A 24,653-nucleotide genomic window follows, 5' to 3' on the forward strand; every position below is an offset into this window, starting at 1 on the left:
CATGGGGGGCGCCGTGCCAAAAAAACATAAGCGAACAAATCTGAAACTGTCCATTCTCGCCGTTACTGTCATGGCGTTGCCTTTGGGCACCCAGGCAGCGGGATTGGGCAAGTTGTCCGTCCTTTCTGCCCTGGGTCAGCCCCTGCGGGCTGAACTCGATGTCACAGCGGGGGCAGATGAACTGAACTCTCTGTCCGCCCGTGTTGCCCCGGCCGATGTGTTCCGGCAGGCCAATATCGAGTACGCTAGTTCCCTGGGCAGCCTGCGCTTCACTCTGGAAAAACGCCCCGGAGGGCAGCCCTATTTCCGTATTACCAGTGATCGTCCGATTGGTGATCCCTTCCTCGATTTCCTGGTGGAACTGAACTGGTCGGCGGGCCGACTGGTACGCGAATACACCTTCCTGCTGGATCCCCCTGAACTGAAACCCGCAGTTCAGGAAGCCGCAGTGGCACCGGTTACTGTACCCGAGACGGTCAAACCGGCAGAGGTCGTGCAACGCCTGGTGCGAGAGGCAGTCCCCGAGGCCAGGCCTCCCCGCCGCGAGCCCCGGCCGGTTCCTGGGATGGCGCCTAGTGGTGAGGGCCGTCTGGTTAAACGTGGCGACACTCTGGGTAAGATTGCCGCTGAACACAAGCCGGACGGCGTGAGCCTGGATCAGATGTTGGTTGCGCTGTTCCGCAGCAATCCCGATGCCTTCGACGGTGGCAACATGAACCGCTTGAAAGCCGGCAAGATTCTGAGCCTGCCGGGGTCTGATGCGGTGGCTGCAACCCCGGCCAGCGAGGCTCGGGGGATCGTACTTGCCCAATCAGCGGATTTCGACGCCTACCGCAGGAAACTGGCCGCTTCGGTGGCTACCTCGCCGGCGGTTCGGGACGGCGAGCCACAACAGGCGGCTGCCGGAAAAATAACTCCCAGAATTGAGGACAGAGCTGCCCAGGTTCCTGGCCAGGACAAGTTGCAGGTATCACGTACCGAGGCTGGCAAGAGTGCTGGGGTGGCCGCCAAGGGCACTGGCCGGGACGAGGATACGGTCACCCGTGACAAGGCACTCAAGGAGGCCAAGAGCCGTATTGCCGAGTTGGAAAAAAATCTGGCGGACCTGAAAAAGCTGGCGGAAATGAAGAGCCAGGCAGGTGCTGCCATGCAGCAGCAGGCTCAGGTCGACAAGGCGGCTCCGCTGGTGGAAGCAAAAAAAGAAGAGGCAGTGGCGGCCATCAGACCATCCGAACCGGTGCCGTCTTCCGTACCGGCCAAGGCGCCGGAAGTTTCCAAGGGGGGCGAGTCTGCTTCCGCTCCCGGTCCGGCTCCCCAGACCACTACGGTGCCACCCAAAAAACCGGTCACTCCACCACCGCCTTCACCCAGTTTCATTGCGGAAAACGGGCCTCTGGTCTTTGGCGGTGGCGGTCTGCTTGCCTTGCTAGCGGGCTATTTCGGCTTCCGGACCTGGCAGCGCAAGCGTTCTGATGCTGCGGCGAGGCCAGCTTCTGTCACCGACAGTTCGCTCTATGCCAGTTCGGTGTTCAGTGCTAGTGGCGGCAAGCATGTTGATACTGGCGCTGCGGCGGCGGCCACCGATTTCGGTCTGGGGACCGCAGATGACTCGGATGGGCACGAGGCAGTAGATCCTGTGCAGGAAGCGGATGTGTATCTTGCCTATGGGCGGGATGCCCAGGCGGAGGAAATCCTGCTGGATGCTTTGAAACAGGATCCCACCCGCCTGACGGTCCATCTGAAATTGCTGGAAGTCTATGCTGATCGTCGGGCCGTTCCCCAGTTCAATACGGTGGCGACCGATCTCCATGCCCAGACCGGCGGGGCCGGCGCGGAATGGGAAAAGGCGCTGCTCCTTGGTCGTACTCTCGACCCGTCGAACCCCCTGTATGGCGAGACATCGGCAACTTCGGCGGAAACGCTGGAATCCTACGAGCCCGCTGCTGCCACCGTGATCATGCCGGTGGTGGAACCTGAGTCCGAGGTCGCGCCCCAGGAAGAACTCCCGGCTTCCCTGGATTTCGATCTTGACCTGAGTGGGCCGGTAGAAGTGGCTGCTCCTGAAGTTGCTGCGGAGCAGGCAGAAGCCCCTCCGGCCATGGAGGCTGAGACTGTCTCCAGCCTGGATTTCGATCTGGGACTGGATACTAAACTGGCTCAGTCTGCGGTGGTCGAGCCGGCGGTAGCCATGGCCGATGAAGAAGTCGCGAGCCTGGACTTTGAACTTGGGGAACCCGAGAGCTCCGAGGCTCCGACTGTGACGTCGACGGCGGAGGCAGGGACCGTCTCCGCTATCGATTCGAACGTACTCGATTTCGACTTCGATCTGGGAGCCCCCGCCGAAACACCAGTCTCCGAGCCGGTCGCCGAAGTGGCAGCTCTGGAGATTCCTGTCTCCATCGAGCCCCCCGCCGTCGAGGTCGCCGACGATCGGACGATAGATTTTGATCTGGATACGGAGCCATCCGGTGTGGAGCAAGAGGCCGTAACGGAGGAGCCGGTCCTGGCTGAGGTTTCGGCCGTAACGGCTGCCCCATCGGTGGATTTCGACTTCGATCTGGATTTGGCCGAATCGGTGCCGGAAACCCCGGCTGCCGAGGCCGCGTCCACAGACCGCTCCGATCAGGTGCCGCCCTTGCCCGATCTCTCTGGTATCAGTCTGGAACTGGACACCCCTGCTGACATTTCCTTTGACGAGCCGTCGGCGTCCTTGCCCGATCTGGGCGGGGCAGAGGCGGTGGAGGATAACCCGGAGGCAGCCACCAAGCTGGAACTGGCCCAGGCCTACGAGGAAATGGGCGACAAGGAAGGTGCCCGGGAGCTGTTCCAGGAAGTGATTAGTGAGGGTAGCCCGGCTCAGCAGGCCCTGGCCCGTGACAAGCTGGCCCGGCTGGGCTGATTGAGAAAGGCGGGGTGGGTCGTTCCGCTTTTTCATTTTCATGTTTCATCCAGCCAGCCTGCTTCTCGCATGGGGAGCAGGAGTCTTCGCCCTGCAACAACTCGATCTGCGCGGCATCGCCGGAATGGCGGCCCTGGCGCTGGTTGCTGCTGTCTGGGTCAATGCCGGGATGCTGCTCATCATGGTACGGCGTGTGCGCTGGTTATTGGCCTCCGTGGTGATTCTGTTCCTCTGGATGACGCCGGGCGTGTTCGTGTCCGGTGTCTTGGGAAAGCTTGGCATTACGGTTGAAGGGGCATGGGCTGCCCTCGAACATCTGCTGCGCCTGCTGGCAATCATCGCTCTGCTGGCCCTGTTGCTGGCCCGTCTCTCCGCTGACAGCATCGTGGCCGGCCTCTACACCCTGCTTGCGCCCTGGGTGCCGTTCGGGCTGGAACGCCGTTCCTTGGCGGTACGGCTGATGCTGACCCTGGAGTATGTGGCCGAGGAGGGTCATCGGGGATGGCGGGAACTGTTTCTGGCGAACAAGACGGAGGAGAGTGGCTGTGTACGTCTGCCGCGCTCTGCCTGGAGGCTGGGTGATGGACTGTTTTTGGGGGTAGTGATATTGCTGGTGCTCTCCCTGGGGTGGCCATGAGGTTCGCGATCTGTGTCGAGTATGATGGGGCAGCCTTCCATGGCTGGCAGTCGCAGCCCCATGGCCAGACCGTGCAGGACCATTTGCAGCGGGCACTGGGTGCCATTGCCTGCGCTCCTGTCGCGGCCCATGCTGCCGGTCGTACCGATGCCGGCGTCCATGCCCTGGCCCAGGTGGTGCATTTCGATGTGGAGGTGGACCGCCCCCTCCAGGCCTGGGTGCGCGGGGTCAATGCTCACCTGCCCGCCGCCATCGCGGTGCGTTGGGCCCAGCCGGTGGCCCAGGACTTCCATGCCCGTTTTTCTGCCCAAGGCAGAAGTTACTGCTACCTGTTGCACAACCATCCGGTGCGGCCGGCGCTACAGCATGGGCGGGCCGGCTGGTATCACCGGCCCCTGGATGCCCAGGCCATGGACGAAGGCGCGGCATGCCTGTTGGGGGAGCATGACTTCAGTTCATTCCGTGCCGCGGAATGTCAGGCCCGCTCGCCGGTCAAGACCCTGCACCGGGCACAGGTGCGCCGTCATGGAGAGTATTTGCTGTTTGACTTCTCCGCCAGCGGCTTTCTCCATCACATGGTTCGCAATATCGTCGGTGCCCTGCTCTGGGTGGGGTATGCCAAGGAGTCTCCGGCCTGGATCGGAGAATTGTTGGCGTTGCGGGACCGGACCCGGGCCGCACCCACCTTCATGCCCGATGGGCTTTACTTCACCGGAGTGGACTACGGGCCTGGCTGGAGCCTGCCCAACGAGGGGCGTATCATCGCTCCCCTGCCATTCTTCCATGCCTGATTGTGCCGAGAACCCGAATCAAAATTTGTGGCCTGACGCGGGCCGAGGATATGGATGCCGCGCTGGCGGCCGGTGCCGATGCGGTCGGCCTGGTATTCTATTCGCCCAGTCCGCGGGCGGTGACGTCGGACCTGGCCCGCTCCCTGGTCCAGCGGATTCCCCCCTTTGTCACCCGTGTGGGACTTTTCGTTAATGAAACCCCTCTGCGGATTAATGCGATTTTGGATGAAGTTGAGCTGGATTTGCTGCAATTTCACGGGGATGAGACCGATGCCTACTGCCGTCAGTTCGGCCGCCCCTTCATCAAGGCAGCACGGGTAAGGCCGGAACTCGATCTGGTAGAATTCGCCCGGTCGTTTCCCGCCGCCCGGGCCTTGTTGCTCGATGCCTACGTAGAAGGCTATGGCGGGGGAGGCAAAACTTTCGACTGGACGCTGATTCCCCCCGGACTGCCTCTGCCCCTGATTCTTTCGGGTGGTTTGCAGCCTGAGAATGTCGCCGATGCGGTTCGTGGCCTGAGGCCCTGGGCCGTGGATGTGAGCAGTGGCGTCGAGTCGGCCAAAGGCATCAAAGATGCCGCCAGGATCGCAGCCTTCGTGGCTGCCGTGAAAGATGCAGATGCCTGAAAAATCGTACCAACTCCCCGATGATCGCGGTCATTTTGGTCCTTACGGGGGCGTTTTTGTCGCCGAGACCCTGATCCCCGCTCTGGCCGAGCTGCGTAGTGCCTATGCTGCGGCCCAAGCCGACCCGGACTTCCATGCCGAGTTCGAGTACGAACTCAAGCATTACGTCGGTCGTCCCAGTCCGATCTACCACGCCAGGCGCTGGTCGGAATTGCTCGGGGGAGCGCAGATTTACCTCAAGCGGGAAGACCTCAACCACACTGGCGCCCACAAGGTGAATAACTGTATCGGTCAGGCCATGTTGGCCCGGCGCATGGGCAAACCCCGGGTCATCGCCGAGACCGGCGCCGGCCAGCATGGCGTGGCCACCGCTACGGTAGCGGCGCGCTATGGCATGGAGTGCGTGGTCTATATGGGCAGCGAGGATGTCCGGCGCCAGGCCGCCAACGTCTATCGCATGAAGCTGCTGGGGGCCACGGTGGTGCCGGTGGAATCCGGCTCCAAGACCCTGAAGGACGCCCTTAACGAGGCCATGCGCGATTGGGTGACCAATGTGGCCAATACTTTCTACATCATCGGCACCGTGGCGGGCCCCCATCCCTACCCGATGATGGTGCGGGATTTCCAGGCGGTGATCGGCGACGAGTGCAAGGTCCAGATGCCTGATCTGACCGGTCGCCAACCCGATGCGGTGATTGCCTGCGTGGGTGGCGGTTCCAACGCGATGGGGATTTTCTATCCTTACATCTCGGTAGATGGCGTGCGCCTGATCGGGGTCGAGGCCTCTGGCCTGGGGCTGGAGAGCGGCAAGCATTCGGCCTCCTTGACCGCTGGTCGTCCCGGGGTGCTCCACGGCAATCGCACCTATCTGTTGCAGGACGCCAACGGCCAGATCACCGAGACCCATTCGGTTTCCGCCGGTCTCGATTATCCGGGGGTCGGCCCCGAGCATGCCTGGCTCAAGGACAGCGGCCGGGCCGAATATGTGACCATCACCGACGACGAGGCCCTGGCGGCCTTTCACGATCTGTGCCGGTTCGAGGGCATCATCCCGGCCCTGGAGTCCTCCCATGCCCTGGCCTACGCGGCCAAGTTGGCGCCGACCCTGCCCAGGGACAAGGTGCTGCTGGTCAATCTTTCCGGTCGCGGTGACAAGGACATGCATACCGTCGCCGAAAAATCCGGTATCCAGTTCTGAAATGAAAAAACTCCAACGCTCTCTTCGTTCGCTGTTCCCCGAGGGGGTGTCGGCCTCCTTTGTCCCACAGGGATTTCCTGCGGTCAGGGCGGCCCGGCGGGAGGCCTGATATGTCCCGAATCCAAGCCACTTTCGAACGTCTGCGCGGCCAAGGCCGCAAGGCCTTGATTCCTTTCATTACCGCTGGCTTCCCCGAGCCTGGGCAGACCTTGCCCCTGATGCAGGCCCTGGTGACTGGAGGGGCCGACATCATCGAACTGGGGGTGCCCTTTTCCGACCCCATGGCGGATGGTCCCACCATCCAGCGTGCTTCCGAGGCGGCCCTGTCCTACGGTGTTTCCCTGCGCATCGTGCTGGGCATGGTGCGGGAGTTCCGCAAGAGTAACGGGGAGACTCCGGTGGTATTGATGGGCTATGCCAATCCCATCGAAGCCTACGGGAGCGAGTCCTTTGCCCGGGATGCCAAGGAAGCCGGTGTCGATGGGGTGCTGGTGGTGGACTACCCACCGGAGGAGTGCGGCGATTTCACCCGGCAACTGAAGGCCGAGGGGCTGGACCCTATCTTCCTTCTGGCTCCTACCTCCACCGAAGCCCGTTGTGCCGAAGTGGCCGTGGCGGGTAGCGGCTATATCTATTACGTCTCCCTCAAGGGGGTTACTGGCTCGGGTAGCCTGGACCTGGATGCCGTGGCCCGGCGCATTCCTGAAATCCGCGAGCGGGTGGGCATGCCCGTTGGCGTGGGATTTGGCATTCGGGACGGTGCCAGTGCGGCGCGAATCGCCGAAGTGGCCGACGCGGTGGTGATCGGCAGTCGCATCATTGAGGAAATTGAACATTCTCCCCGCGACGAGGCGGCCCGCCGCGTCACGGCTTTTCTGCAAGGCATCCGGAATGCCATGGACAAGAAGGGAGCAACACCATGAGCTGGCTTCAGAAACTGCTGCCCCCCAAAATCAAGCGCAATACCGAGAGTTCCCGCAAGCCCATCCCGGAAGGCCTGTGGTGCAAATGCCCGGCCTGTGAGGCGGTGCTCTACAGTACCGATCTTGAGGACAACCAGAGCGTTTGCCCCAAGTGTGGCTTTCATCACCGACTGCGGGCGCGAGCTCGACTGGACCAGTTGCTGGACACGGAGGGGCGTTTCGAGATTGGCAGCGAAGTATTGCCGGTGGACTCCCTCAAGTTCAAGGACAGCAAGCGCTACCCTGACAGACTGGTCGCTGCGGTGGAGGATACCGGGGAGTCCGATTCCATGGTGGTGATGCAAGGTTCCATCAAGAGCCTGCCGGTGGTGGTGGCCTGCTTCGAGTTTGAATTCCTCGGCGGCTCGATGGGCTCGGTGCTGGGAGAGCGCTTCGTCCGTGGTGTCAAGGCGGCCATTGAACAGCAGGCAGCTTTCATCTGTATTACCGCTTCAGGAGGTGCCCGCATGCAGGAGGGGCTGTTCTCCCTGATGCAGATGGCCAAGACCACGGCGGCGGTGACCCAGTTGGCCCATTACCAACTGCCCTTCATTACCGTACTGACCGATCCCACCATGGGGGGCGTTTCCGCCTCCTTTGCCTTCATGGGGGATGTGGTGATCGCCGAGCCGGGCGCCCTGATCGGTTTTGCCGGCCCCCGGGTGATCGAGCAGACCGTGCGACAGGTGCTGCCTGAAGGTTTTCAACGGGCCGAATTCCTGCTCGAAAAAGGCGCCCTCGACATGATCGTGGATCGTCGCGAACTGCGGGATCGCCTGGTCTCACTGATCAGCCTGCTGCAACGCCAGCCCGCCGCTGCCTGATGCTCCGGACGCTGGAGGACTGGCTGACCCACATCGAGTGTCAGCACGGTCAGACCATCGCCCTGGGCCTGGATCGGGTACGGAGGGTCAAGGAGACACTGGGCCAGACGCCGATCTGTCCGGTGATCCTGGTTGGGGGCACCAACGGCAAGGGATCCACCTGCGCCATGCTGGAGCGCATCCTGCTCTGTGCCGGCTATCGTGTGGGACTCTATACCTCCCCCCATTTGCTGCGTTACAACGAGCGAGTGCGGGTGAATGGCCGGTCGGTGGTGGACGAGTCCTTGTGCGAGGCTTTCATCAAGGTGGAGGCTGCACGGGGTGAGACGCCCCTGACCTATTTTGAGTTTGGCACTCTGGCGGCCTGGGAAGTATTTTCCACCGCGGATGTGGAGGTGGTGATCCTGGAGGTAGGTCTGGGTGGGCGACTCGATGCGGTCAATATCTACGAGCCGGATTGCGCCATCGTGACCACAGTCGATCTGGATCATATGGATTATTTGGGACCGACTCGGGAGCATATCGGTTTCGAGAAAGCCGGCATCTTCCGACCGGGTAAGGTTGCCATCTGCGGCGATACCCCGCCGCCCCAGACCCTTCTGGATCACTCTGCCGCCCTGGGGGTGGATCTGCAATTGATCGGGCGGGATTTCGGTTATCAGCGACTGGAGCAGCAGTGGCAATACTGGGGGCGGGCCGGCAAGCGTAGCGGCCTGGCCTACCCGGCCTTGCGGGGGGGGCGTCAGTTAAGCAACGCCAGCGTAGCCTTGGCCGGTCTTGATGCCCTGCATGAACTCCTGCCGGTGGCGATGCAGGATATCCGGCGTGGATTGGCCGAAGTGGAGCTGACGGGGCGTTTCCAGGTCTTGCCGGGGCGTCCCACCATCGTGCTGGACGTGGCCCACAATCCCCAGGCCGCCCGGGTGCTGGCGGAAAATCTTGGCGATATGGCCTTCCATCCAGAGACCTGGGGTGTCTTCGGCATGCTGCGGGATAAGGACATTTCCGGGGTGATCGGGCCCCTGAGGGGACGGATCACCCGCTGGTTGCCGTGCAGTCTTGACGGTCCCCGAGCGGCAACGGCCGAAGGCGTCGCCCATGCCTTGCTGGCTATGGGTGTCCAAGGGCCCCTGCCGACTTTTCCCAGCACTGCCGCAGCCCTTACCTATGCACAAGAGCACGCGGGTGAAGGTGATAGAATTGTAGCCTTCGGTTCCTTCCTTACGGTAGCCGACGCGCTGCGCGCCCTCCAACGCGACGCCCTGTAGCCATGGCCAACAACGACGCGTCTTCCGACGCCAACATTGATATCAAGAAACGTGCCCGGCGCCGCCTGGTGGGGGCTTCTGCCCTTGCCTTGCTGGGCGTGGTGGTGCTTTCCGTGACCATGGAACATAGCCCCAGTCCTCGCCAGGGTGGCAGGGATGGACCGGAAATCCTGATTCCATCCCAAAGTGGACGTGGAGTGCTGAGCGCTCGGCCGGCGCCGGCACCTCTACCATCTCTTCCCGTTGAGTCTCAGGGACCGGCTGAAGGAATGGGGCCGGTTGCGGTGCCAAAATCGGCCGATCCGGTGAAGCCCGCGGCTGTCGTCGCAAAGACGGGGCTGGAAAAGCCAGCCATTCCAGGAGTCAGCCCCATGCCTGAGCCGGATAAAGGCAGTCAGATCAAGAAGGCGGAGGAAGCCAAGGCTACGGCGGCCCTGGAGGACAAGATGGGTGGGCAATGGGTGGTGCAGTTGGGCGCCTACCAGTCAGCAGGCAATGTGAAGTTACTGCTGGCCAAGCTCAAGGAAATGGGTATTCCCGCCTATACGGAAAAGTTCGACTCTCCCCAGGGGCACAGGACCCGGGTACGTGCGGGCCCCTTTGCCTCCCGGGAAGAGGCTGACAAGGCCCAAGTCAGAATTCGTATCATCCGTGTCACCGGCACCGTTGCCCAGAAACAGTGACCCCGTTTGATTATGGCGTACTGATCGTTTTGGCGGTCTCCGTGCTGCTGGGGCTGTGGCGGGGCCTGGTAAGCGAACTGCTGTCACTGGTAGCTTGGGTGCTCGCCTTCATTGCCGCACGGGCCTGGGCCGAGATGGTTTCGGGCCTGTTGTCGGGTTCCATTGCTGATCCGGCCTTGCGCCATGGCGCCGCATTCGTGCTGGTGTTCGTGCTGGTGCTGGTGCTCATGGCGCTGGCGCGGTTTCTGGTGCGAGAACTGCTGCGGGCCATCGGCCTGGGTTTCGTGGACCGGATACTGGGTGCGGCTTTCGGGATTGCCCGTGGCATGCTGCTGGTGACGATTGGTGTTTTATTGGCGGGACTGACGGCTCTGCCAAGGCAGTCATGGTGGCGGGAAGCCTCATTTTCCCCGCCCCTGGAAACTGCGGTATTGGCATCCAGGCCCTGGTTGCCGCCCGAGTTGGCGAAGCGGATTCATTATCGATAGGGGACGGTATGTGCGGCATTATGGGCGTGGTGGCTACCACGCCGGTTAATCAGTTGCTGTATGACGGCTTGCAGGTATTGCAGCACCGGGGTCAGGATGCGGCGGGGATTGCCACCGCCGAGGGCGGCCGGTTTCATATGCACAAGGGGCCTGGCCTGGTGCGGGACGTGTTCCGTACCCGCAACATGCGCAACCTGATCGGCAATTGGGGTATCGCCCATTGCCGCTACCCGACTGCGGGTTCCGCCTATAACGCAGCGGAGGCCCAGCCCTTCTACGTCAACTCTCCCTTTGGATTGATGTTGGCCCATAACGGCAACCTGACCAATGCCGAGCAACTGCGGCAGGACATGTTTCTTCAGGATCTGCGCCACATGAACACCAACTCCGATTCGGAGGTGCTGCTCAACGTGCTGGCCCACGAGCTTCAGGCTGCTTCCCAGAATCGCTATCAGGTGGATCCGGAAACCATTTTTCAGGCGGTCAAGGGTGTCCAGCGCCGGGTGCGGGGTGCTTATGCCGTGGTGGCCATGATTGCCGGCTATGGCCTGCTGGCCTTCCGCGATCCCTATGGCATCCGTCCGCTGATCATCGGCCGTAACGATACTGCCCATGGTCCTGAATACTTGGTGGCCTCCGAGAGTGTGGCCATCGACACCCTCGGCTTCAAGGTGCTGCGGGATGTGGAGCCGGGGGAAGCAATCCTGATCGACACCCAGGGCCATTTCGTCAGCCGCCAGTGCGCCGAGAAAACACTGCATGCTCCTTGCATGTTCGAGTATGTCTATCTGGCCCGCCCCGACTCCCTGATGGATGGCGTATCGGTCTACGAGACGCGGGTCAAGATGGGAGAATTCCTGGCCGACAAGGTTCGCCATACCATGCCGCATCTGGATATCGACGCGGTGATTCCAATCCCCGATTCATCCCGCCCGGCGGCCATGGAACTGGCACGGTGCCTGGATATTCCCTATCGGGAAGGCTTTGTCAAAAACCGCTACATCGGTCGCACCTTCATCATGCCCGGCCAGGCCAGCCGCAGGAAGTCGGTGCGACAGAAACTCAACGCCATCGCCCAGGAATTCCGGGGCAAGAATGTCATGCTGGTGGATGATTCCATCGTGCGAGGCACCACCAGCCGAGAAATCATCATGATGGCGCGGGAGGCCGGTGCCAAGAAGGTTTACTTTGCCTCCGCGTCTCCTCCCGTGCGGCATGCCAATGTCTATGGCATTGACATGCCGACCCGGAGCGAACTGATCGCCGCCTTCCGCAACGATGAGGAAATTTGCAACGAAATCGGTGCCGACGGCCTGATCTATCAGGACATTGATGCCTTGAAGGCTGCGGTGCGGGAACTCAATCCGGCCCTGGTTCATTTCGAGACCTCCTGCTTCGATGGGCACTATGTGACGGGCGACGTTTCCAACGAGTATCTGGAGCATGTCGAGGCAGCCAGGGCCAAGACTGGCAGGAGCGAGGATGATGCGGATAGCGCACAGCTCGACCTGAACCTCGTGCAATCGGATTGAAATCCCATGGACAAGAGTTACGATTTTGACACCCTGGCGATCCGCACCGGCCAGGAGCGCAGCCAGTTCAACGAACATGGTGAAGCCCTCTACCTGACGTCGAGCTTCGTCTTCGACAACGCAGCTCAGGCTGCAGCCCGTTTCTCGGGTGCGGAGGCGGGTTATGTCTATGGCCGTTTTTCCAACCCCACGGTCACCATGATGCAGGATCGCCTGGCGGCACTGGAGGTGGCGGAGGCCTGTATTGCTACCGCCAGCGGCATGGCGGCGATCATGGCCACCACCATGGCCTTGCTGAAGGCGGGCGATCATATCGTATCGTCCCGGGGCATCTTCGGCGCCACCCAGCAGCTTTTCGACAACATCCTGGGTCGATTCGGTGTCGAGACGACCTATGTGCCGACTACGGATATCGAGGCCTATCGGGAGGCCATCCGGCCCAACACCCGACTGATCTTTGCCGAGACGCCCTCCAACCCCCTGACCGAGGTGGTGGATATCGGTGCGCTGGCGGCTGTGGCCCGGGACAAAGGGGTGCTGCTGGCAATCGACAATTGCTTCTGCACCCCAGCATTACAGCGTCCCCTGGTCCTGGGGGCCGATATCGTCATCCATTCCGCCACCAAGTACCTGGATGGGCAGGGGCGGGTGATCGGCGGTGCCGTCTGCGGCCGCAAGGCCGAGATGGACGAGGTATTCAAGTTCCTGCGTACCGCAGGCCCCTCGCTTTCTCCCTTCAATGCCTGGGTCATTCTCAAGGGCCTGGAAACACTGAATTTACGCATGCAGGCCCAGTCGGCCCATGCGCTGGAACTGGCACGGCGTCTGGAGGCTCATCCTGGCGTGGCGCGAGTGTTCTATCCCGGTCTGGCCTCCCACCCCCAGCATGAACTGGCCATGCGCCAGCAAAAAACCGGCGGTGCCATTGTTTCCTTCGAGGTGAAAGGGGCGCGCACCGAGGCCTGGCGGGTGATTGATGCCTGCCGCATGCTGTCGGTCACGGCCAATCTGGGGGATGTGAAGACCACGATCACCCATCCGGCCACGACCACCCACGGCCGTATCTCCGCAGAAGCGCGGGCTGCGGCGGGAATCAGCGAAGGCCTGATTCGCGTGGCAGTGGGGCTGGAGTCGGTGGACGATATCTATTCGGACCTCGTTGCCGGTCTGGCCTGACCATTTCCTGTTGGCGCCATGGACCGAACCGAGCGCTTCTACAAGATCGATCAACTGCTCAGTGAGCGCCGGGTCGTCCCCTTTACGGTACTGGAGGAGACGCTGGGCGTCTCCCGGGCGACCATCAAGCGCGATCTGGAGTACCTGCGCAATCGTCTCCATGCCCCCATTGTCTGGGACCGGGAGTTGCGCGGATACTGCTTCGAGGCGGCTCCCCAGAGCGGCAATGCCCAATACGAGTTGCCGGGCCTGTGGTTCAACGCGTCGGAAATTCATGCCCTGCTGACCATGCAGCACCTGTTGGCAGGCATTGACAGCGGAGGTTTGCTGGCACCCCATATTGAGCCCCTGAAAATCCGTCTGAGGGCCTTGCTGGATACCGAGGAAGGGGCCAGCGATGAAATCCAGAAACGGATCAAGGTCATCGGCATGGCCTCCCGTCCGCCCGGATTGGAGCATTTTGCGGTGGTCGGTTCCGCCCTGTTGAGACGCAAGCGTCTGCTGATGAGCTACTTCACCCGGGGGCGGGGACAAATGACCGAACGGGAAGTATCCCCCCAGCGCCTGGTGCATTACCGGGAGAACTGGTATCTGGATGCCTGGTGTCACCTGCGCAACGAACTGCGCAGTTTCGCTGTCGACGCCATCCAGCGGGTGGAACTGGTGGATGTTCCTGCCAAGAACATTGGACAGAAAACCCTGGATGCCGTGCTTGGTGCCGGGTACGGAATTTTTTCCGGGCGCAAGGTTTCCTGGGCTCGGCTGCGCTTCACCGCCGAAAGGGCCCGCTGGGTTTCCATGGAGCGCTGGCATCCGCGGCAAAAAGGGCGCTTCCTGGAGGATGGCAGCTATGTGCTGGATATTCCCTACAGCGACATGCGTGAGCTGACCTCCGACATACTGCGCTATGGCACCGATGTGGTGGTGGAGGCACCCGAAGAGCTACGGCAGGTTGTGCGATCAAAACTTGAGGGGGCCTTGCAGAGCTATCGCTGAAAAAGCACCTTTCGGCATTTATGGTGAATTCTTCACCTTAGATCCCTTTTCTTTGCTGGCCCCCCTTTTGTATATCGACGATAAGTTATCGCGTAGCCACTGGTTAGCCGGGTCGTTATCCTGGGACTCATGCCAGTAGATGTATACCTCTTGCTCCATCATTTTCAACTCGTTGGGTACTGCTAACAGCTGGTTTTCTGGGAAATGCTCCAAGACTTTACCTATGGCTGTGCCTGAGGCTGTCAGCAGGCAATCTGTTGTGGCAACGATCTTGCAGGCAGTCCATTGGTCATGACAACGTACCTGCACTTGCCGGTTCAGGCGAAATTGTTGAAATGCCAAATCAATCATGTCCGACCAGAGGTTGCCTGGAGCCAGCACGATATGGCGTTGCGACATATAGTCTTCCAAGGTCAGCTTGCCAGCTTTCACCGCCGGATGGCCGCAACGGGCAACGACAGCAACACCTTCTCGCGTCAATACTTGACGATGGATATGCTCTGAATGGGGCGCCAAGGGCTGAATGGCCAGATCAAACTTGCCTGCGGCAAGCCGTGCCTCGAACTTTCCGGATTCATAACTGGAAACGATAAAGTCATATCCAAGGTTCTGGTCCAGACGGGCAACCAATTGAGGCAGGAAACCCGCCTCGTCCACTGAGACCATGCCGATATTGAGCTTGCGCCGCATGCGGCTGGGCTGGGATGGCACGATCTGACGCACTGAATTTTCCAGCATGCCCAGCCCCGCCTGGATCGGTCCGATCAGGCTGCGGGCCATCGCCGTCGGTGCCATGACATTTCCCTGACGTTCGAACAGCGGATCACCGAAAAGCTCCCGGAGCCGGCGCAAAGCGTGGCTGAGGGTGGACTGGGTGATATGCAGCTTTTCGCTTGCCCGGGTGACAGTGCCCTCCCGGTAAATGGCTTCAAAGGCCACCAGAAGATGAATATCTCCGCGACGTATATCGATTTTATTCATGGCTTATCAATGAAAACAATCCATTTGATCGATTGTACTCGTCCCCAGTAAATTCTCGCCACTGCTTCATGACCGGCGCTAGCGAAGGCTGGTCGACCCATAGCCAACTAAAGGAGACAGCAATGAGAATGCCCTGGGAACTCGAATGGGATGTGGAGCCCCCTTGCACCGAACTGGCCAAACCCCTGGTGATCAATGTAGCGCCGGGACAGATGATGACCATGCGCGGACAGAATCCTCATCTGGCCTACTCGCCCCGGGAAATCGCCGATCAGGTGATCGCCGCCCATAAGGAAGGCGCCACCATGTGGCACGTCCATCCGCGCCATCCCGAGGAAGGGCATATGTTCTTCTCCCTGGCGGAGCGGGCTCGGTTGCACATCGAGATGTGCGACTACGTCTTCGCCGAATGTCCGGACATCATCACCGACCCCGGTGAGGGCGACATGCCGCCGCCGGACTGGGAAGGCATGATCCCGAAATTCGAGACCATCAATGCCGAGCGTCGTCACGCGCCGTCCTTCAAGGATCTGCTGGCTGCCGACAAGGGTGGCAGCCGCTACTGCGAAGTCAGCGTGGTGAATTGCCACACATTTGTGTCCGGCGACGTGGTGGTGGTGGAGACCCCCCGCAGCTGGGCCTCGGCCGTCGAGTATTTCCAGAAGAACGGCATCAAGCCGGAACTGGCCGCCTACAACGACGTCTCCCTGCACGAGATCAAGAAATATCTCATCGAGCCGGGCCTGGTGCAAAAGCCCTACCTGATCGATTTATGCATGGGCGTCCATAACACCGTGGACATCCACAACACCATGGAAGGCATGGAGCATCTGATGCGCTATGTGCGCGCCCTGCCCCAGGACAGCGTCTGGCAGTGCATTGCCGGTGGCCGCAACTTGCTGCCGATCACCGCCGCCGCCGTGATGCTGGGCGCCGACGTAGTGCGCGTGGGCATGGAAGAAGGCATCTACCGCTACCCCCATCAGGACAACATCATCACCAATTGCGCCGAAATGGTCCGCGCCGTGGCGGACATCGCCCGCGCCGTCGGACGCCCCATCGCCACCCCGGCCCAGGCCCGGGAAATCCTCGGCCTCAAGGCCCGCTAAGCCCGTCACATCATCAGAACCGCCGGTGTCGGGTCCAGCAGACACGGCACTGGCACGATAGGAGAAATAGAACATGCGTATACAAAACAAAGTCGCCATCGTCACCGGTGCCGGCGGCGACATTGGTCGTGAAATCGCCCTGCGACTGGCGGAAGAGGGCGCCCGCATCGTCGCCAGCGATGTGACGGAAGCAGGCCTCGCCGCCACCGTGGCTGCGGTCAAGGCGGCGGGCTTCGAGGCCATCGCCCTCAAGGCCGATGTGACGCAGGCCGCCTCGGTCGCCGACTTGATGGCCGGCGCCATCAAACACTACGGCCGGATCGACATTCTGGTGAATTGCCATGGCATCGCCATCCCTGGCGCCCTCACCGAAGCCAGCGACGAGGACTTCGACCAGACCATTGCCATCAACCTGAAGGGCGTGTATCTGACCTGCAAGGCCGCGGTACAGGAAATGCTCAAGAGCGGCGGCGGCGCCATCGTCAATCTGTCCTCCATCTCGGGCCTGCGCGGAACCGGCCCGATGACCGCCTACAACGCCTCCAAGGGCGGCGTGAATCTGCTCACCTACAACATCGCCTCCGGCTACAAGGACAAGGGCATCCGCTGCAACGCCATCTGCCCGGTGAATGTGGAAACCCGCATGGCTGACAAGGTTACCGATTACTACGCCAAGCAGTACGGCATGCCGGCCGAGGCCATGCAGGAAATGATGCTGCAGAACCACCCGTTGAAGCGCTATGTGAAACCCCGGGAAATCGCCCACGCGGTGCTGTTCCTGGCCTCCGACGAGGCCCTGTGCATCAACGGTGTGGCCCTCAACATCGACCAGGGCATGGGCCCCTACGTGATGTAGCCCCTCCCGACCACTCCCATACCCCAGCTGCCATGCGCGCCCCCATCCTCTGGTCCCCTACGCCCCACTTCCAGTCCGCGAGCACCCTGGGGCGCTACCTGGACTGGTTGGCCGATACCCGGGGACTGCGCTTCGACGGCTACGAGCCCCTGTGGCAGTGGTCCGTCAGCCATGGTGAGGACTTCTGGCAGTCCCTCTGGGATTTCTTCGAGGTCCGCTCCTCCCGGCCGGCCCAGGCCGTGCTGACCGGGAAGATGCCCGAGTGCCGGTGGTTTCCGGGAGCGCAGCTCAACTATGCGGAAAATGTTTTCCGCCAGGGCAATGCCGCACAGCCCGCCCTGATCTTCTGCCGCGAAGGCGAACCGGCCAGGGAGGTCTCCTGGCGGGAACTCCAGGATCAGATGGCCGCGGTGGCCGGCCATCTGAAGCGCCTGGGGGTGAAGCCCGGCGACCGGGTGGCAGCCTATCTGGCCAACACGCCGGAAGCCGTGGTGGCCTTCCTCGCCACGGCCTCCATCGGCGCCGTGTGGTCCTGCTGCTCGCCGGACTTCGGCGCCGACAGCGTGATCGACCGCTTTCGCCAGATCGAGCCCAAGGTGCTGTTCGCGGTGGAGGGCTATCAGTACGGCGGCAAGTCCTTCGACTGCCGTCCGGTGGTGCAGACCCTGCGCGCCACCCTGGATGCCCTGGTGGCCACCATCCTGATTCCCCACGGGCCAGTCGGCGTTGGCGGTCCCGGCACGCTAACCTGGGCCGAGGTGCTGGAAGGAGACGCTGTCCTGGAATTCGAGCAGGTGGCCTTCGATCATCCCCTCTGGATCGTCTATTCCTCCGGCACCACGGGCCTGCCCAAGGCCCTGGTCCATGGCCATGGCGGCATCGTCCTGGAGGAGCTGAAGTGGCTCGGTCTGCATCTGGATGTGCGGGCCGGGGAGCGCTTCTTCTGGTTCTCCACCACCGGCTGGGTGATGTGGAACGTGGTGGTGAGCGGCCTGCTGCTGGGGGCCACCATCGTGCTCTACGACGGCAATCCGGGCTATCCGGATCTGGACACCCTGTGGCGCATGGCCGAGGAGCAGCACGTCTCCGTCATGGGCGCGGGGGCCCCCTTCCTCACGGCCTGCATGAAGGCCGGCCTGAAACCCGGCGCGACCCATGACCTCTCCCGACTGCGGGTGCTCGGCTCCACCGGCGCGCCCCTGCCGCCGGAAGCCTTCGACTGGGTCTATGGCGCGGTCAAGGCCGACCTGATGCTGGCGTCCTCCAGCGGCGGCACCGAGGTGTGCACCGCCTTCCTCGGTTCCTCGCCCCTGCTGCCGGTGCGCGCCGGCGAACTGCAATGCCGCCTGCTGGGGGTCAAGGCCGCGGCCTTCGACGAGGCCGGCCAGCCCCTGATCGGCGAACTGGGGGAACTGGTGCTCACCGCGCCCATCCCCTCCATGCCGATCTGCTTCTGGAACGATCCCGGAATGGAGCGCTACCGGCAGACCTATTTCGACGTTTATCCCGAGGTCTGGCGCCACGGCGACTGGGTCACGATCCATGAGGACGGCAGCGCGGTGATCCATGGCCGTTCCGATTCCACCCTCAAGCGCATGGGGGTGCGCATGGGCACCAGCGATCTCTACCGGGCGGTGGAAGAGGTGCCGGAAGTGGCCGACAGCCTGGTGGTGGGCGTGGAGCCCCCCGGCCGGGACTATCTGATCCTGCTCTTCGTGGTCCTGAAGCCCGGTCTGCAACTGGATGCCCCCCTGCGCCAGCGCATCCTCGACGCCATTCGTTTGCGCCTGACCCCGCGCCATGTGCCGGACCAGATTCACCAGATCGACGAGGTGCCGATGACCCTCACCGGCAAGAAACTGGAAGTGCCGGTCAAGCGCCTGCTGGCGGGGGAGGTTTTCGCCCGAGCGGTCAACCTCGGCGCGGTGCGCAATCCCGAATCCCTGAACTATTTCCTGAGCCTGGCCGCGCAGTTGCGAGCCGCGGCCTGATACGACGACATCAACACGGAGAGTCTGCATGAACGAGTTCCTCAGCTACGAAAAACAGGAGGGTGTGGCCACCATCACCAAGACCAGCACCGAACACAACCAAGGCATGACCCGGGGCGTGCTGGTGGGCCTGAAGCGGGCGCTGGAGGGTGCCCGCGACGACGACGAGGTGCGGGTGGTGGTGATCACCGCCGCCGGCAACGGCATTCATGACGGGGCAAGGGTGTTCCCCGAGCTGCGCCAGGACGTGAGCTTCACGCCGATGGAGTTCCGCGAGATTCTCCAGTTCGGCCATGCCCTGATGCGCCAGATCGAGACCCTGGAGAAGCCGGTGATCGGCGTGGCCAAGGGGGGCGCCCTGGGGGGTGGCCTGGAGATGCTCCACGCCTGCGACTTCGTGATTACCGCCGACACCGCCACCTTCAGCCAGCCCGAGGTGGCCGTGGGCCTGATGTGCGGCTGGGGCGGCACCCAGCGCCTGCCGCGCCTGATGGGCTGGCGGCGGGCCAAGGAGCTGCTGCTCTGCGGCAGCGAGATCACGGGCAAGGAAGCCGCCGAACTGGGCCTGGTCACCCGGGCGGTGCCGTTGGACCAGGTGGACGCCGAGGTGGCGACCCTGATCGGGCGGCTGAAGGCGGCATCCCCCCTGGCCCAGGCTTATACCAAGCTGGCCATGAACAAGGTCTGGGAAACCAACCTGGGGGCCGGCCTGGACTATGAGGTGGATGCCGAGACCGTGCTGGCCGCCCACCAGGAATTCCCCGCCTTCATGAAATCGCTGTACGCCGGCGAGGCCCCCAGCTTCACCCAGCTGAAGCGGCTCACCGGCGGTTCAGACTGGAAATAGGCAAGCAAACTGAAAGGAAAATACAGATGCCGTTTTTCATGAATCCGGACCGGCAGCAGGTGGTGGACACCGCCCGCCGCTTCGCCCAGAACGAATTGCGCCCCCGCGCCCGGGAAATCGACCGCAGCGATGAGTTTCCGGTGGACCTCTTCAAGAAGATGGGGGCGCTGGGTTTCCTCGGCATCACCCTGCCCGAGCAATACAACGGCAGTGGCGGCGACCTGACCACCCTGGCCCTGGTGATCGAGGAACTCTCCAAGGAATGCGTCGGCATCGCCCAGAACGTCATCGCCCATACCTGCCTGGTGAGCCAGTGCCTCAACACGCCCGCCACGCCGGAACAGCGGGAAAAGTGGCTGAGCAAGCTCACCACCGGCGAGAAGATCGGCGTCTATTGCTTCACCGAGCCCTGCGGCAACAGCAACCTGGCCGGCTGGAAAACCCGCGCGGTGCGGGACGGCGGCGACTGGGTGATCAACGGCGGCAAGATGTTCTGCACCAACGTCGGGGTCGCCGACTACTACTACGTCTGCGCCCTCACCGAGGGCGCGATGGACCCCGCCACCATGGTGGGCGCCACCACCTTCCTGGTGGAGCGGGGAACGCCGGGGCTGCGCGTCGGCCGCATCGAGGACAAGGTGGGCTGGCGCGGCAGCAGCACCGGCCAGGTCTTCTTCGACGAGGTCCGGGTGCCGGAGAGCCATCGCATCAGCCCCCTCGGCATGGGCCTGCTGTGCTGCCTGGAGTCGCCCCCCTTCGAAATGATCTGCGAGGGCGCCAGCGCACTGGGTCTGGCCCAGCATGCCTACGAAAAGACCCTGGCCTACGCCAAGGAACGCACCGATGCCAATGGCGTCCCCTTCTATCAGAAGTTCGAGACCATGCGCACCCGCATCGCCGAGATGAAGATGAAGATCGAGGCCATGCGCGCCTTTGTGTACTCCCTCACCGACATGGTGGACAAGGGTGAAAACGTCTATCCCACAGTATTCACCGTCAAGCCTTACGCCTTTGCCCTGGCGGAAGAGATTTGCAGCACGGCCGTGAATCTCCACGGCGGCAACGGGGTGGTGGCTGATACCGGCATCGAGCAGCTGTGGCGCGACGCCAAGGTCGGCATGATCGGTGGCGGCCAGTACGACATGATGCTGGACATGGCCTCCGCCATGCTCTGAACCCTCAACCATCGACATGGAAAACGACATGAACGAACTGCGATTCGACGGCCAGGTGGCCCTCATCACCGGCGCCGGACGGGGCCTGGGCAAGACCTACGCCACCTTGCTCGCGGCACGGGGCGCCAAAGTCATCGTCAATGACATCGGCGTTGCCGCCAACGGCGATGCCCTGGCGGAAACTCCCGCCGACGAGACCGTCGCCGAGATCATCGCCGCCGGCGGCACGGCTGTGGCGGATCGCCATAGTGTCGTCGATGGCGCCGCCGCCATGGTCAAAACGGCCATCGAACACTATGGCCGCCTGGACATCCTGATCAACAACGCCGGTATTTCCGGTGGCGGCGCTCTGGCCGACATCCCGCCGGAGAGCTACGACCGCATGGTGGATACCCACTTCCGGGGCACGGTGGCGGTCACCCGGGCGGCATGGCAGCACCTAGTGGCAGCAGGCCAGGGCCGCATCGTCAACACCTCGTCGGTCTCGGTCTTTGGCGCCCCCTTCACCACCCATTACGCCTCGGCCAAGGGCGCCATCTACGCCCTGACCCGAGGGCTGGCCGGCGAAGGCAAGGCGGTTGGCATCCAGGTCAATTGCATCATGCCGGACGCATGGACCCGGCTGACGGCCCAGATCCCGGACGAAGGCTTCCAGGCCCTGGTGCAGCACTATTTCAAGCCTGAGGCCATCGCCGCCTTTGTGACCTGGCTCTGTCACCGCAGCAACAGCCTCACGGGCGAGACCTTCCATGTCGGCGGCGGCCGCGCCGGGCGGGTGTTGCTGCTGGAGGCCAGCGGCGTCACCGCCAGCGACTGGAGCCCCGAAGCCTGGGTCGGCAAGGAGGCGGAACTTCTTGATGCGACCGACTTCGGAACGCCCGCATCCATGCTGGAGTCATTCATCTTCGGCATGCAGCACTTGAATGATGAAACCCGCGCCATCCTGGCCAGCGCCAATCTCAGTACTGAAAAAATGGAAAAACTCGAATCCTAAAAAATTCTGACCGCCCTTTCGTCGGAATGATCCCAGCAGCATCAATTACAGCCAGTGAGGAGATAACATGAATCAGAAGTCGTCTCGTAAAGGTACTCGCAGCGCCCTTCGCAAAACGCACCTGCATCTGGCGATTGCCAGCATTCTGGCCGCCGGCGCCGGCTTCTCGGTTCATGCTGCCGAAGGCACGCAACTGGAAGAGATCATCATCACCGCCCAGAAGCGTTCCGAGAATCTGCAGGACGTGCCCATCTCGGTCCAGGCCCTGGGCGCGACGGCTCTGGAAAAAGCCAATATCGTCAGCCTCTCCGACATCAAGGCCGCCGTGCCAGGCCTCAACATGGCCCAGTATCCAGGCCAGTCGGACATGATCTATCCCTCGATCCGGGGCATCGTGCCCAACCAGGCTCTGATCACCCTGCCCATCCCCATGGCGATCCACATGGACGGTGTCTATGTCGGCATCCTCAACGGCTTGAATACCGCCGCCGCCGACCTGCAACGCATTGAAATCCTGAAAGGCCCCCAGGGCGTGATGTCGGGACGTAACGCCACAGGCGGCGCGATCAACCTCTATTCGGTCCGGCCGGATCTGGGCGAGTTCTGGTTCAAGCAACAGCTCACCTTCGCCCAGCGTGAGCAATTCACCGCCAAGACCGTGGTCAATGTTCCCCTGGGAGAAACCGTCGCGGCCAAGCTCGCCTACGTCACCAGTTCCCGGGATAACGACGGTGTGCGCAATACCGCGCCGAATGGCTTCAAGTTCGGCGAACGGTATGCGGAATCCTGGCGTTTCGATCTGCGCTGGAAGGCTGCCGCCAATGTCACACTGGATTACGCCTTCGACACGGCCCACACCAAGTCCCTGGAGACACCCTTCCAGTGCCTGGTTCCCATGCCGATTGGCGTGCCTGTGCCCGGCTGCACCAAGGATTACACCAGAATCCTGTACGCCCCCTACAACCAGGCCAAGAGCGACAACAAGGTGGAAGGCCACACCCTCAACATCGAATGGGATGCCACCCCCACCCTCACCCTGCGCTCCATCACCGGCTACCGCAAGGTGGATACGGCGGAAAACAGTGTGCTCCAGGCCCAGAGCACCCCCAGCCTCTCCGCCACCGGCTGGATGGCCGGCACCATGCCCCTGGTGATCAATGGGGGGAATACCGGCTTCGACGGCCACTACGGCCAGACCCGGACCTACTTGGAATCCTGGTCCCAGGAATTCCAGTTTCTCGGCGAATTCGCCCCCAGCTTGAAGTACACCGCCGGTCTTTACTTCTCCGAAGACAAGGGGCACCAGAACATCGGACCACGGCTCGGCGGCTACTATGACTTGGGACTATTCAGTCCCCTCGGGCAATACGGATTATCCGCCGGTATAGTCACCACCACCGGCTCCAACAGCGACCCGGTGAGCAACACCTCCAAGGCGATTTTCGGCCAGTTGAACTGGCAGCCGGACATGCTGGATCGCAAGCTGGAAGTCGTGCCCGGCATCCGCTATACCCGCGACCACCGGAAAGCCATCTCCAGCAATTTCACGGGCGCCCAGTATCTCGTGATGCCCACCACCACGCCGCTGGTGGTCAATTACGCCCAAACCCTGAACCCCGCTACCAATGTCACAGGCATGGTGGGCGACAAGGAGTACTCCAACGTATCTCCCAGCCTCTCCTTCAACTATCACTTCGAGCCGGGCGTGATGGGCTATGCCAAGTACAGCACCGCCTACACCACCGGCGGCTTCGACCCCACCAACCCGGCGCCCGCCAGTTATGCCCAGGGTTTCGAGCCGGAAAAAATCAAGTCGGTGGAACTGGGCATGAAGGGGGAATTCCTGGATCGGCGCCTGCGCACCAATCTCGCGGTGTTCCAGAGCAAATACACCAATGAGCAAAAGACCGTGGCCACCACCATTCCCGGCACCTCGGCGCCAGTCTGGGTGGTGCAGAACGCCGGGGGCTCCACTTACCGTGGCGCGGAACTGGACATCACCGCGGCGCTGAGCCAGAACCTGCGTCTGTCCTTCAACGCGGCCTGGCTGCACCACGAGTACACCGCCTACATGGTGCAGGGCGTGGATTACGCAAGCGAAACCGAGTTGGTGGTGCCCAAACTCTCATATTCCATTGCCATGGATTATCGTTTCCCCAGCTTTGGCCTGCCGGGCAAGCTGGATGGCACCTTGAGCGTGGCCCACAAGGACTCGTCCTCCACGCCCTTCACCCCGACCATCCTGCGCAACATGTTGGGCACCTTTGACAAGGACTGGTTCGTCACGCCCGCCTACACGGTATGGAATGGCCGCCTGGCCCTGTCCCGCATTCCGGTGGGCCCGGGAGACAAGGGCGATCTGACCGTGGCCCTGTGGGCGAGGAATCTGACGGATCGCAAGTACCTGACCATGGTCACCTTCACCCCCGCCGCCGCCAGTGCGGGCCTCTGGGGCGAGCGCCGCACCCTGGGAGTGGATCTGATCTACCGTTACTAACGCGCATGGTCGCCAGCATCACCTCCGATGATGCTTTTTCACGTTAAGCAGCACGATTACCGCGGGCCGTCGGCATTTGACCTCCTCGAATGTGGACATGACCCGCGGTTTTCCGCCCGCCTC

At 62.3% G+C, this 24,653-nt stretch carries 21 protein-coding genes; 20 read left to right on the top strand and 1 reads right to left on the bottom strand.

All coding sequences use genetic code 11. From position 1 onward, the window contains the following. Positions 1 to 70: 70 nt before the first annotated feature. From DENOEST_RS03525 to DENOEST_RS03585, 13 genes are all read left to right on the top strand, one after another. Complete coding sequence (locus tag DENOEST_RS03525; RefSeq protein WP_170228133.1) at positions 71 to 2,899, top strand: FimV/HubP family polar landmark protein; 2,829 nt, start codon at positions 71 to 73, stop codon at positions 2,897 to 2,899. A gap of 40 nt (positions 2,900 to 2,939) precedes the next feature. Beyond that, entirely contained in the window at positions 2,940 to 3,536 is a 597-nt protein-coding gene (locus DENOEST_RS03530) for a CbiQ family ECF transporter T component (RefSeq protein ID WP_145770027.1), read from the top strand. Beyond that, a complete protein-coding gene (gene truA, locus DENOEST_RS03535) occupies positions 3,533 to 4,327 on the top strand; it encodes a tRNA pseudouridine(38-40) synthase TruA (RefSeq protein WP_145770028.1) in 795 nt (264 codons plus the stop codon). The genes DENOEST_RS03530 and truA overlap by 4 nt, the downstream gene beginning before the upstream one ends. 2 nt (positions 4,328 to 4,329) lie before the next feature. After that, positions 4,330 to 4,953 carry a phosphoribosylanthranilate isomerase gene (locus DENOEST_RS03540; RefSeq protein WP_145770029.1) on the top strand — a complete coding sequence of 208 codons (624 nt, stop codon included), beginning with the start codon at positions 4,330 to 4,332 and terminating at the stop codon, positions 4,951 to 4,953. Then, complete coding sequence (gene trpB, locus DENOEST_RS03545) at positions 4,946 to 6,151, top strand: tryptophan synthase subunit beta (RefSeq protein ID WP_408640026.1); 1,206 nt, start codon at positions 4,946 to 4,948, stop codon at positions 6,149 to 6,151. The genes DENOEST_RS03540 and trpB overlap by 8 nt, the downstream gene beginning before the upstream one ends. A 110-nt stretch (positions 6,152 to 6,261) precedes the next feature. Continuing rightward, positions 6,262 to 7,074, top strand: coding sequence for a tryptophan synthase subunit alpha (gene trpA / locus DENOEST_RS03550; RefSeq protein WP_145770031.1), 813 nt, complete (start codon positions 6,262 to 6,264; stop codon positions 7,072 to 7,074). Continuing rightward, positions 7,071 to 7,937 (top strand): acetyl-CoA carboxylase, carboxyltransferase subunit beta, encoded by an 867-nt coding sequence (gene accD / locus DENOEST_RS03555; RefSeq protein WP_145770032.1) that lies wholly within the window; start codon positions 7,071 to 7,073, stop codon positions 7,935 to 7,937. The genes trpA and accD overlap by 4 nt, the downstream gene beginning before the upstream one ends. Further along, positions 7,937 to 9,205 carry a bifunctional tetrahydrofolate synthase/dihydrofolate synthase gene (gene folC / locus DENOEST_RS03560; RefSeq protein WP_145770033.1) on the top strand — a complete coding sequence of 423 codons (1,269 nt, stop codon included), beginning with the start codon at positions 7,937 to 7,939 and terminating at the stop codon, positions 9,203 to 9,205. Before accD ends, folC begins: the two co-directional genes overlap by 1 nt. Before the next feature lie 2 nt (positions 9,206 to 9,207). Beyond that, positions 9,208 to 9,888, top strand: a complete 681-nt coding sequence (locus DENOEST_RS03565) for an SPOR domain-containing protein (RefSeq protein WP_145770034.1) — start codon at positions 9,208 to 9,210, stop codon at positions 9,886 to 9,888. After that, the gene (locus DENOEST_RS03570) at positions 9,885 to 10,376 is read left to right on the top strand and encodes a CvpA family protein (RefSeq protein ID WP_145770035.1); all 492 of its coding nucleotides are present in this window, start codon (positions 9,885 to 9,887) and stop codon (positions 10,374 to 10,376) included. The genes DENOEST_RS03565 and DENOEST_RS03570 overlap by 4 nt, the downstream gene beginning before the upstream one ends. A gap of 8 nt (positions 10,377 to 10,384) precedes the next feature. Then, positions 10,385 to 11,908, top strand: coding sequence for an amidophosphoribosyltransferase (gene purF, locus DENOEST_RS03575; protein WP_145770036.1), 1,524 nt, complete (start codon positions 10,385 to 10,387; stop codon positions 11,906 to 11,908). Positions 11,909 to 11,914: 6 nt separating this feature from the next. Next, a complete protein-coding gene (locus DENOEST_RS03580) occupies positions 11,915 to 13,084 on the top strand; it encodes an O-succinylhomoserine sulfhydrylase (RefSeq protein ID WP_145770037.1) in 1,170 nt (389 codons plus the stop codon). Between the two features lie 18 nt (positions 13,085 to 13,102). Next, the gene (locus DENOEST_RS03585; protein WP_145770038.1) at positions 13,103 to 14,080 is read left to right on the top strand and encodes a helix-turn-helix transcriptional regulator; all 978 of its coding nucleotides are present in this window, start codon (positions 13,103 to 13,105) and stop codon (positions 14,078 to 14,080) included. Between the two features lie 18 nt (positions 14,081 to 14,098). On the opposite strand, the gene DENOEST_RS03590 is transcribed toward DENOEST_RS03585, so the two are convergent. Continuing rightward, the gene (locus DENOEST_RS03590) at positions 14,099 to 15,061 is read right to left on the bottom strand and encodes a LysR family transcriptional regulator (RefSeq protein WP_145770039.1); all 963 of its coding nucleotides are present in this window, start codon (positions 15,059 to 15,061) and stop codon (positions 14,099 to 14,101) included. 122 nt (positions 15,062 to 15,183) lie between these two features. Between DENOEST_RS03590 and DENOEST_RS03595 the strand changes: the two genes are divergently transcribed. The 7 genes from DENOEST_RS03595 (at position 15,184) to DENOEST_RS03625 (ending at position 24,530) form a co-directional block, all read left to right on the top strand. Further along, positions 15,184 to 16,170, top strand: a complete 987-nt coding sequence (locus DENOEST_RS03595) for a BKACE family enzyme (protein ID WP_170228134.1) — start codon at positions 15,184 to 15,186, stop codon at positions 16,168 to 16,170. A gap of 73 nt (positions 16,171 to 16,243) precedes the next feature. Further along, complete coding sequence (locus DENOEST_RS03600; RefSeq protein WP_145770041.1) at positions 16,244 to 17,026, top strand: SDR family NAD(P)-dependent oxidoreductase; 783 nt, start codon at positions 16,244 to 16,246, stop codon at positions 17,024 to 17,026. Between the two features lie 32 nt (positions 17,027 to 17,058). Further along, positions 17,059 to 19,017, top strand: coding sequence for an acetoacetate--CoA ligase (locus DENOEST_RS03605; protein ID WP_145770042.1), 1,959 nt, complete (start codon positions 17,059 to 17,061; stop codon positions 19,015 to 19,017). A 28-nt stretch (positions 19,018 to 19,045) separates the two neighbouring features. Further along, positions 19,046 to 19,864 carry an enoyl-CoA hydratase/isomerase family protein gene (locus DENOEST_RS03610; RefSeq protein ID WP_145770043.1) on the top strand — a complete coding sequence of 273 codons (819 nt, stop codon included), beginning with the start codon at positions 19,046 to 19,048 and terminating at the stop codon, positions 19,862 to 19,864. Positions 19,865 to 19,890: 26 nt separating this feature from the next. Further along, positions 19,891 to 21,039, top strand: coding sequence for an acyl-CoA dehydrogenase family protein (locus DENOEST_RS03615; protein WP_145770044.1), 1,149 nt, complete (start codon positions 19,891 to 19,893; stop codon positions 21,037 to 21,039). A 28-nt stretch (positions 21,040 to 21,067) separates the two neighbouring features. Continuing rightward, positions 21,068 to 22,033, top strand: coding sequence for an SDR family NAD(P)-dependent oxidoreductase (locus DENOEST_RS03620; protein WP_170228135.1), 966 nt, complete (start codon positions 21,068 to 21,070; stop codon positions 22,031 to 22,033). Between the two features lie 67 nt (positions 22,034 to 22,100). Next, positions 22,101 to 24,530 (top strand): TonB-dependent receptor, encoded by a 2,430-nt coding sequence (locus tag DENOEST_RS03625; protein WP_145770046.1) that lies wholly within the window; start codon positions 22,101 to 22,103, stop codon positions 24,528 to 24,530. Positions 24,531 to 24,653: the final 123 nt, after the last annotated feature.

Source organism: Denitratisoma oestradiolicum (genome assembly GCF_902813185.1).
In the GTDB taxonomy this organism is placed as follows: domain Bacteria; phylum Pseudomonadota; class Gammaproteobacteria; order Burkholderiales; family Rhodocyclaceae; genus Denitratisoma; species Denitratisoma oestradiolicum.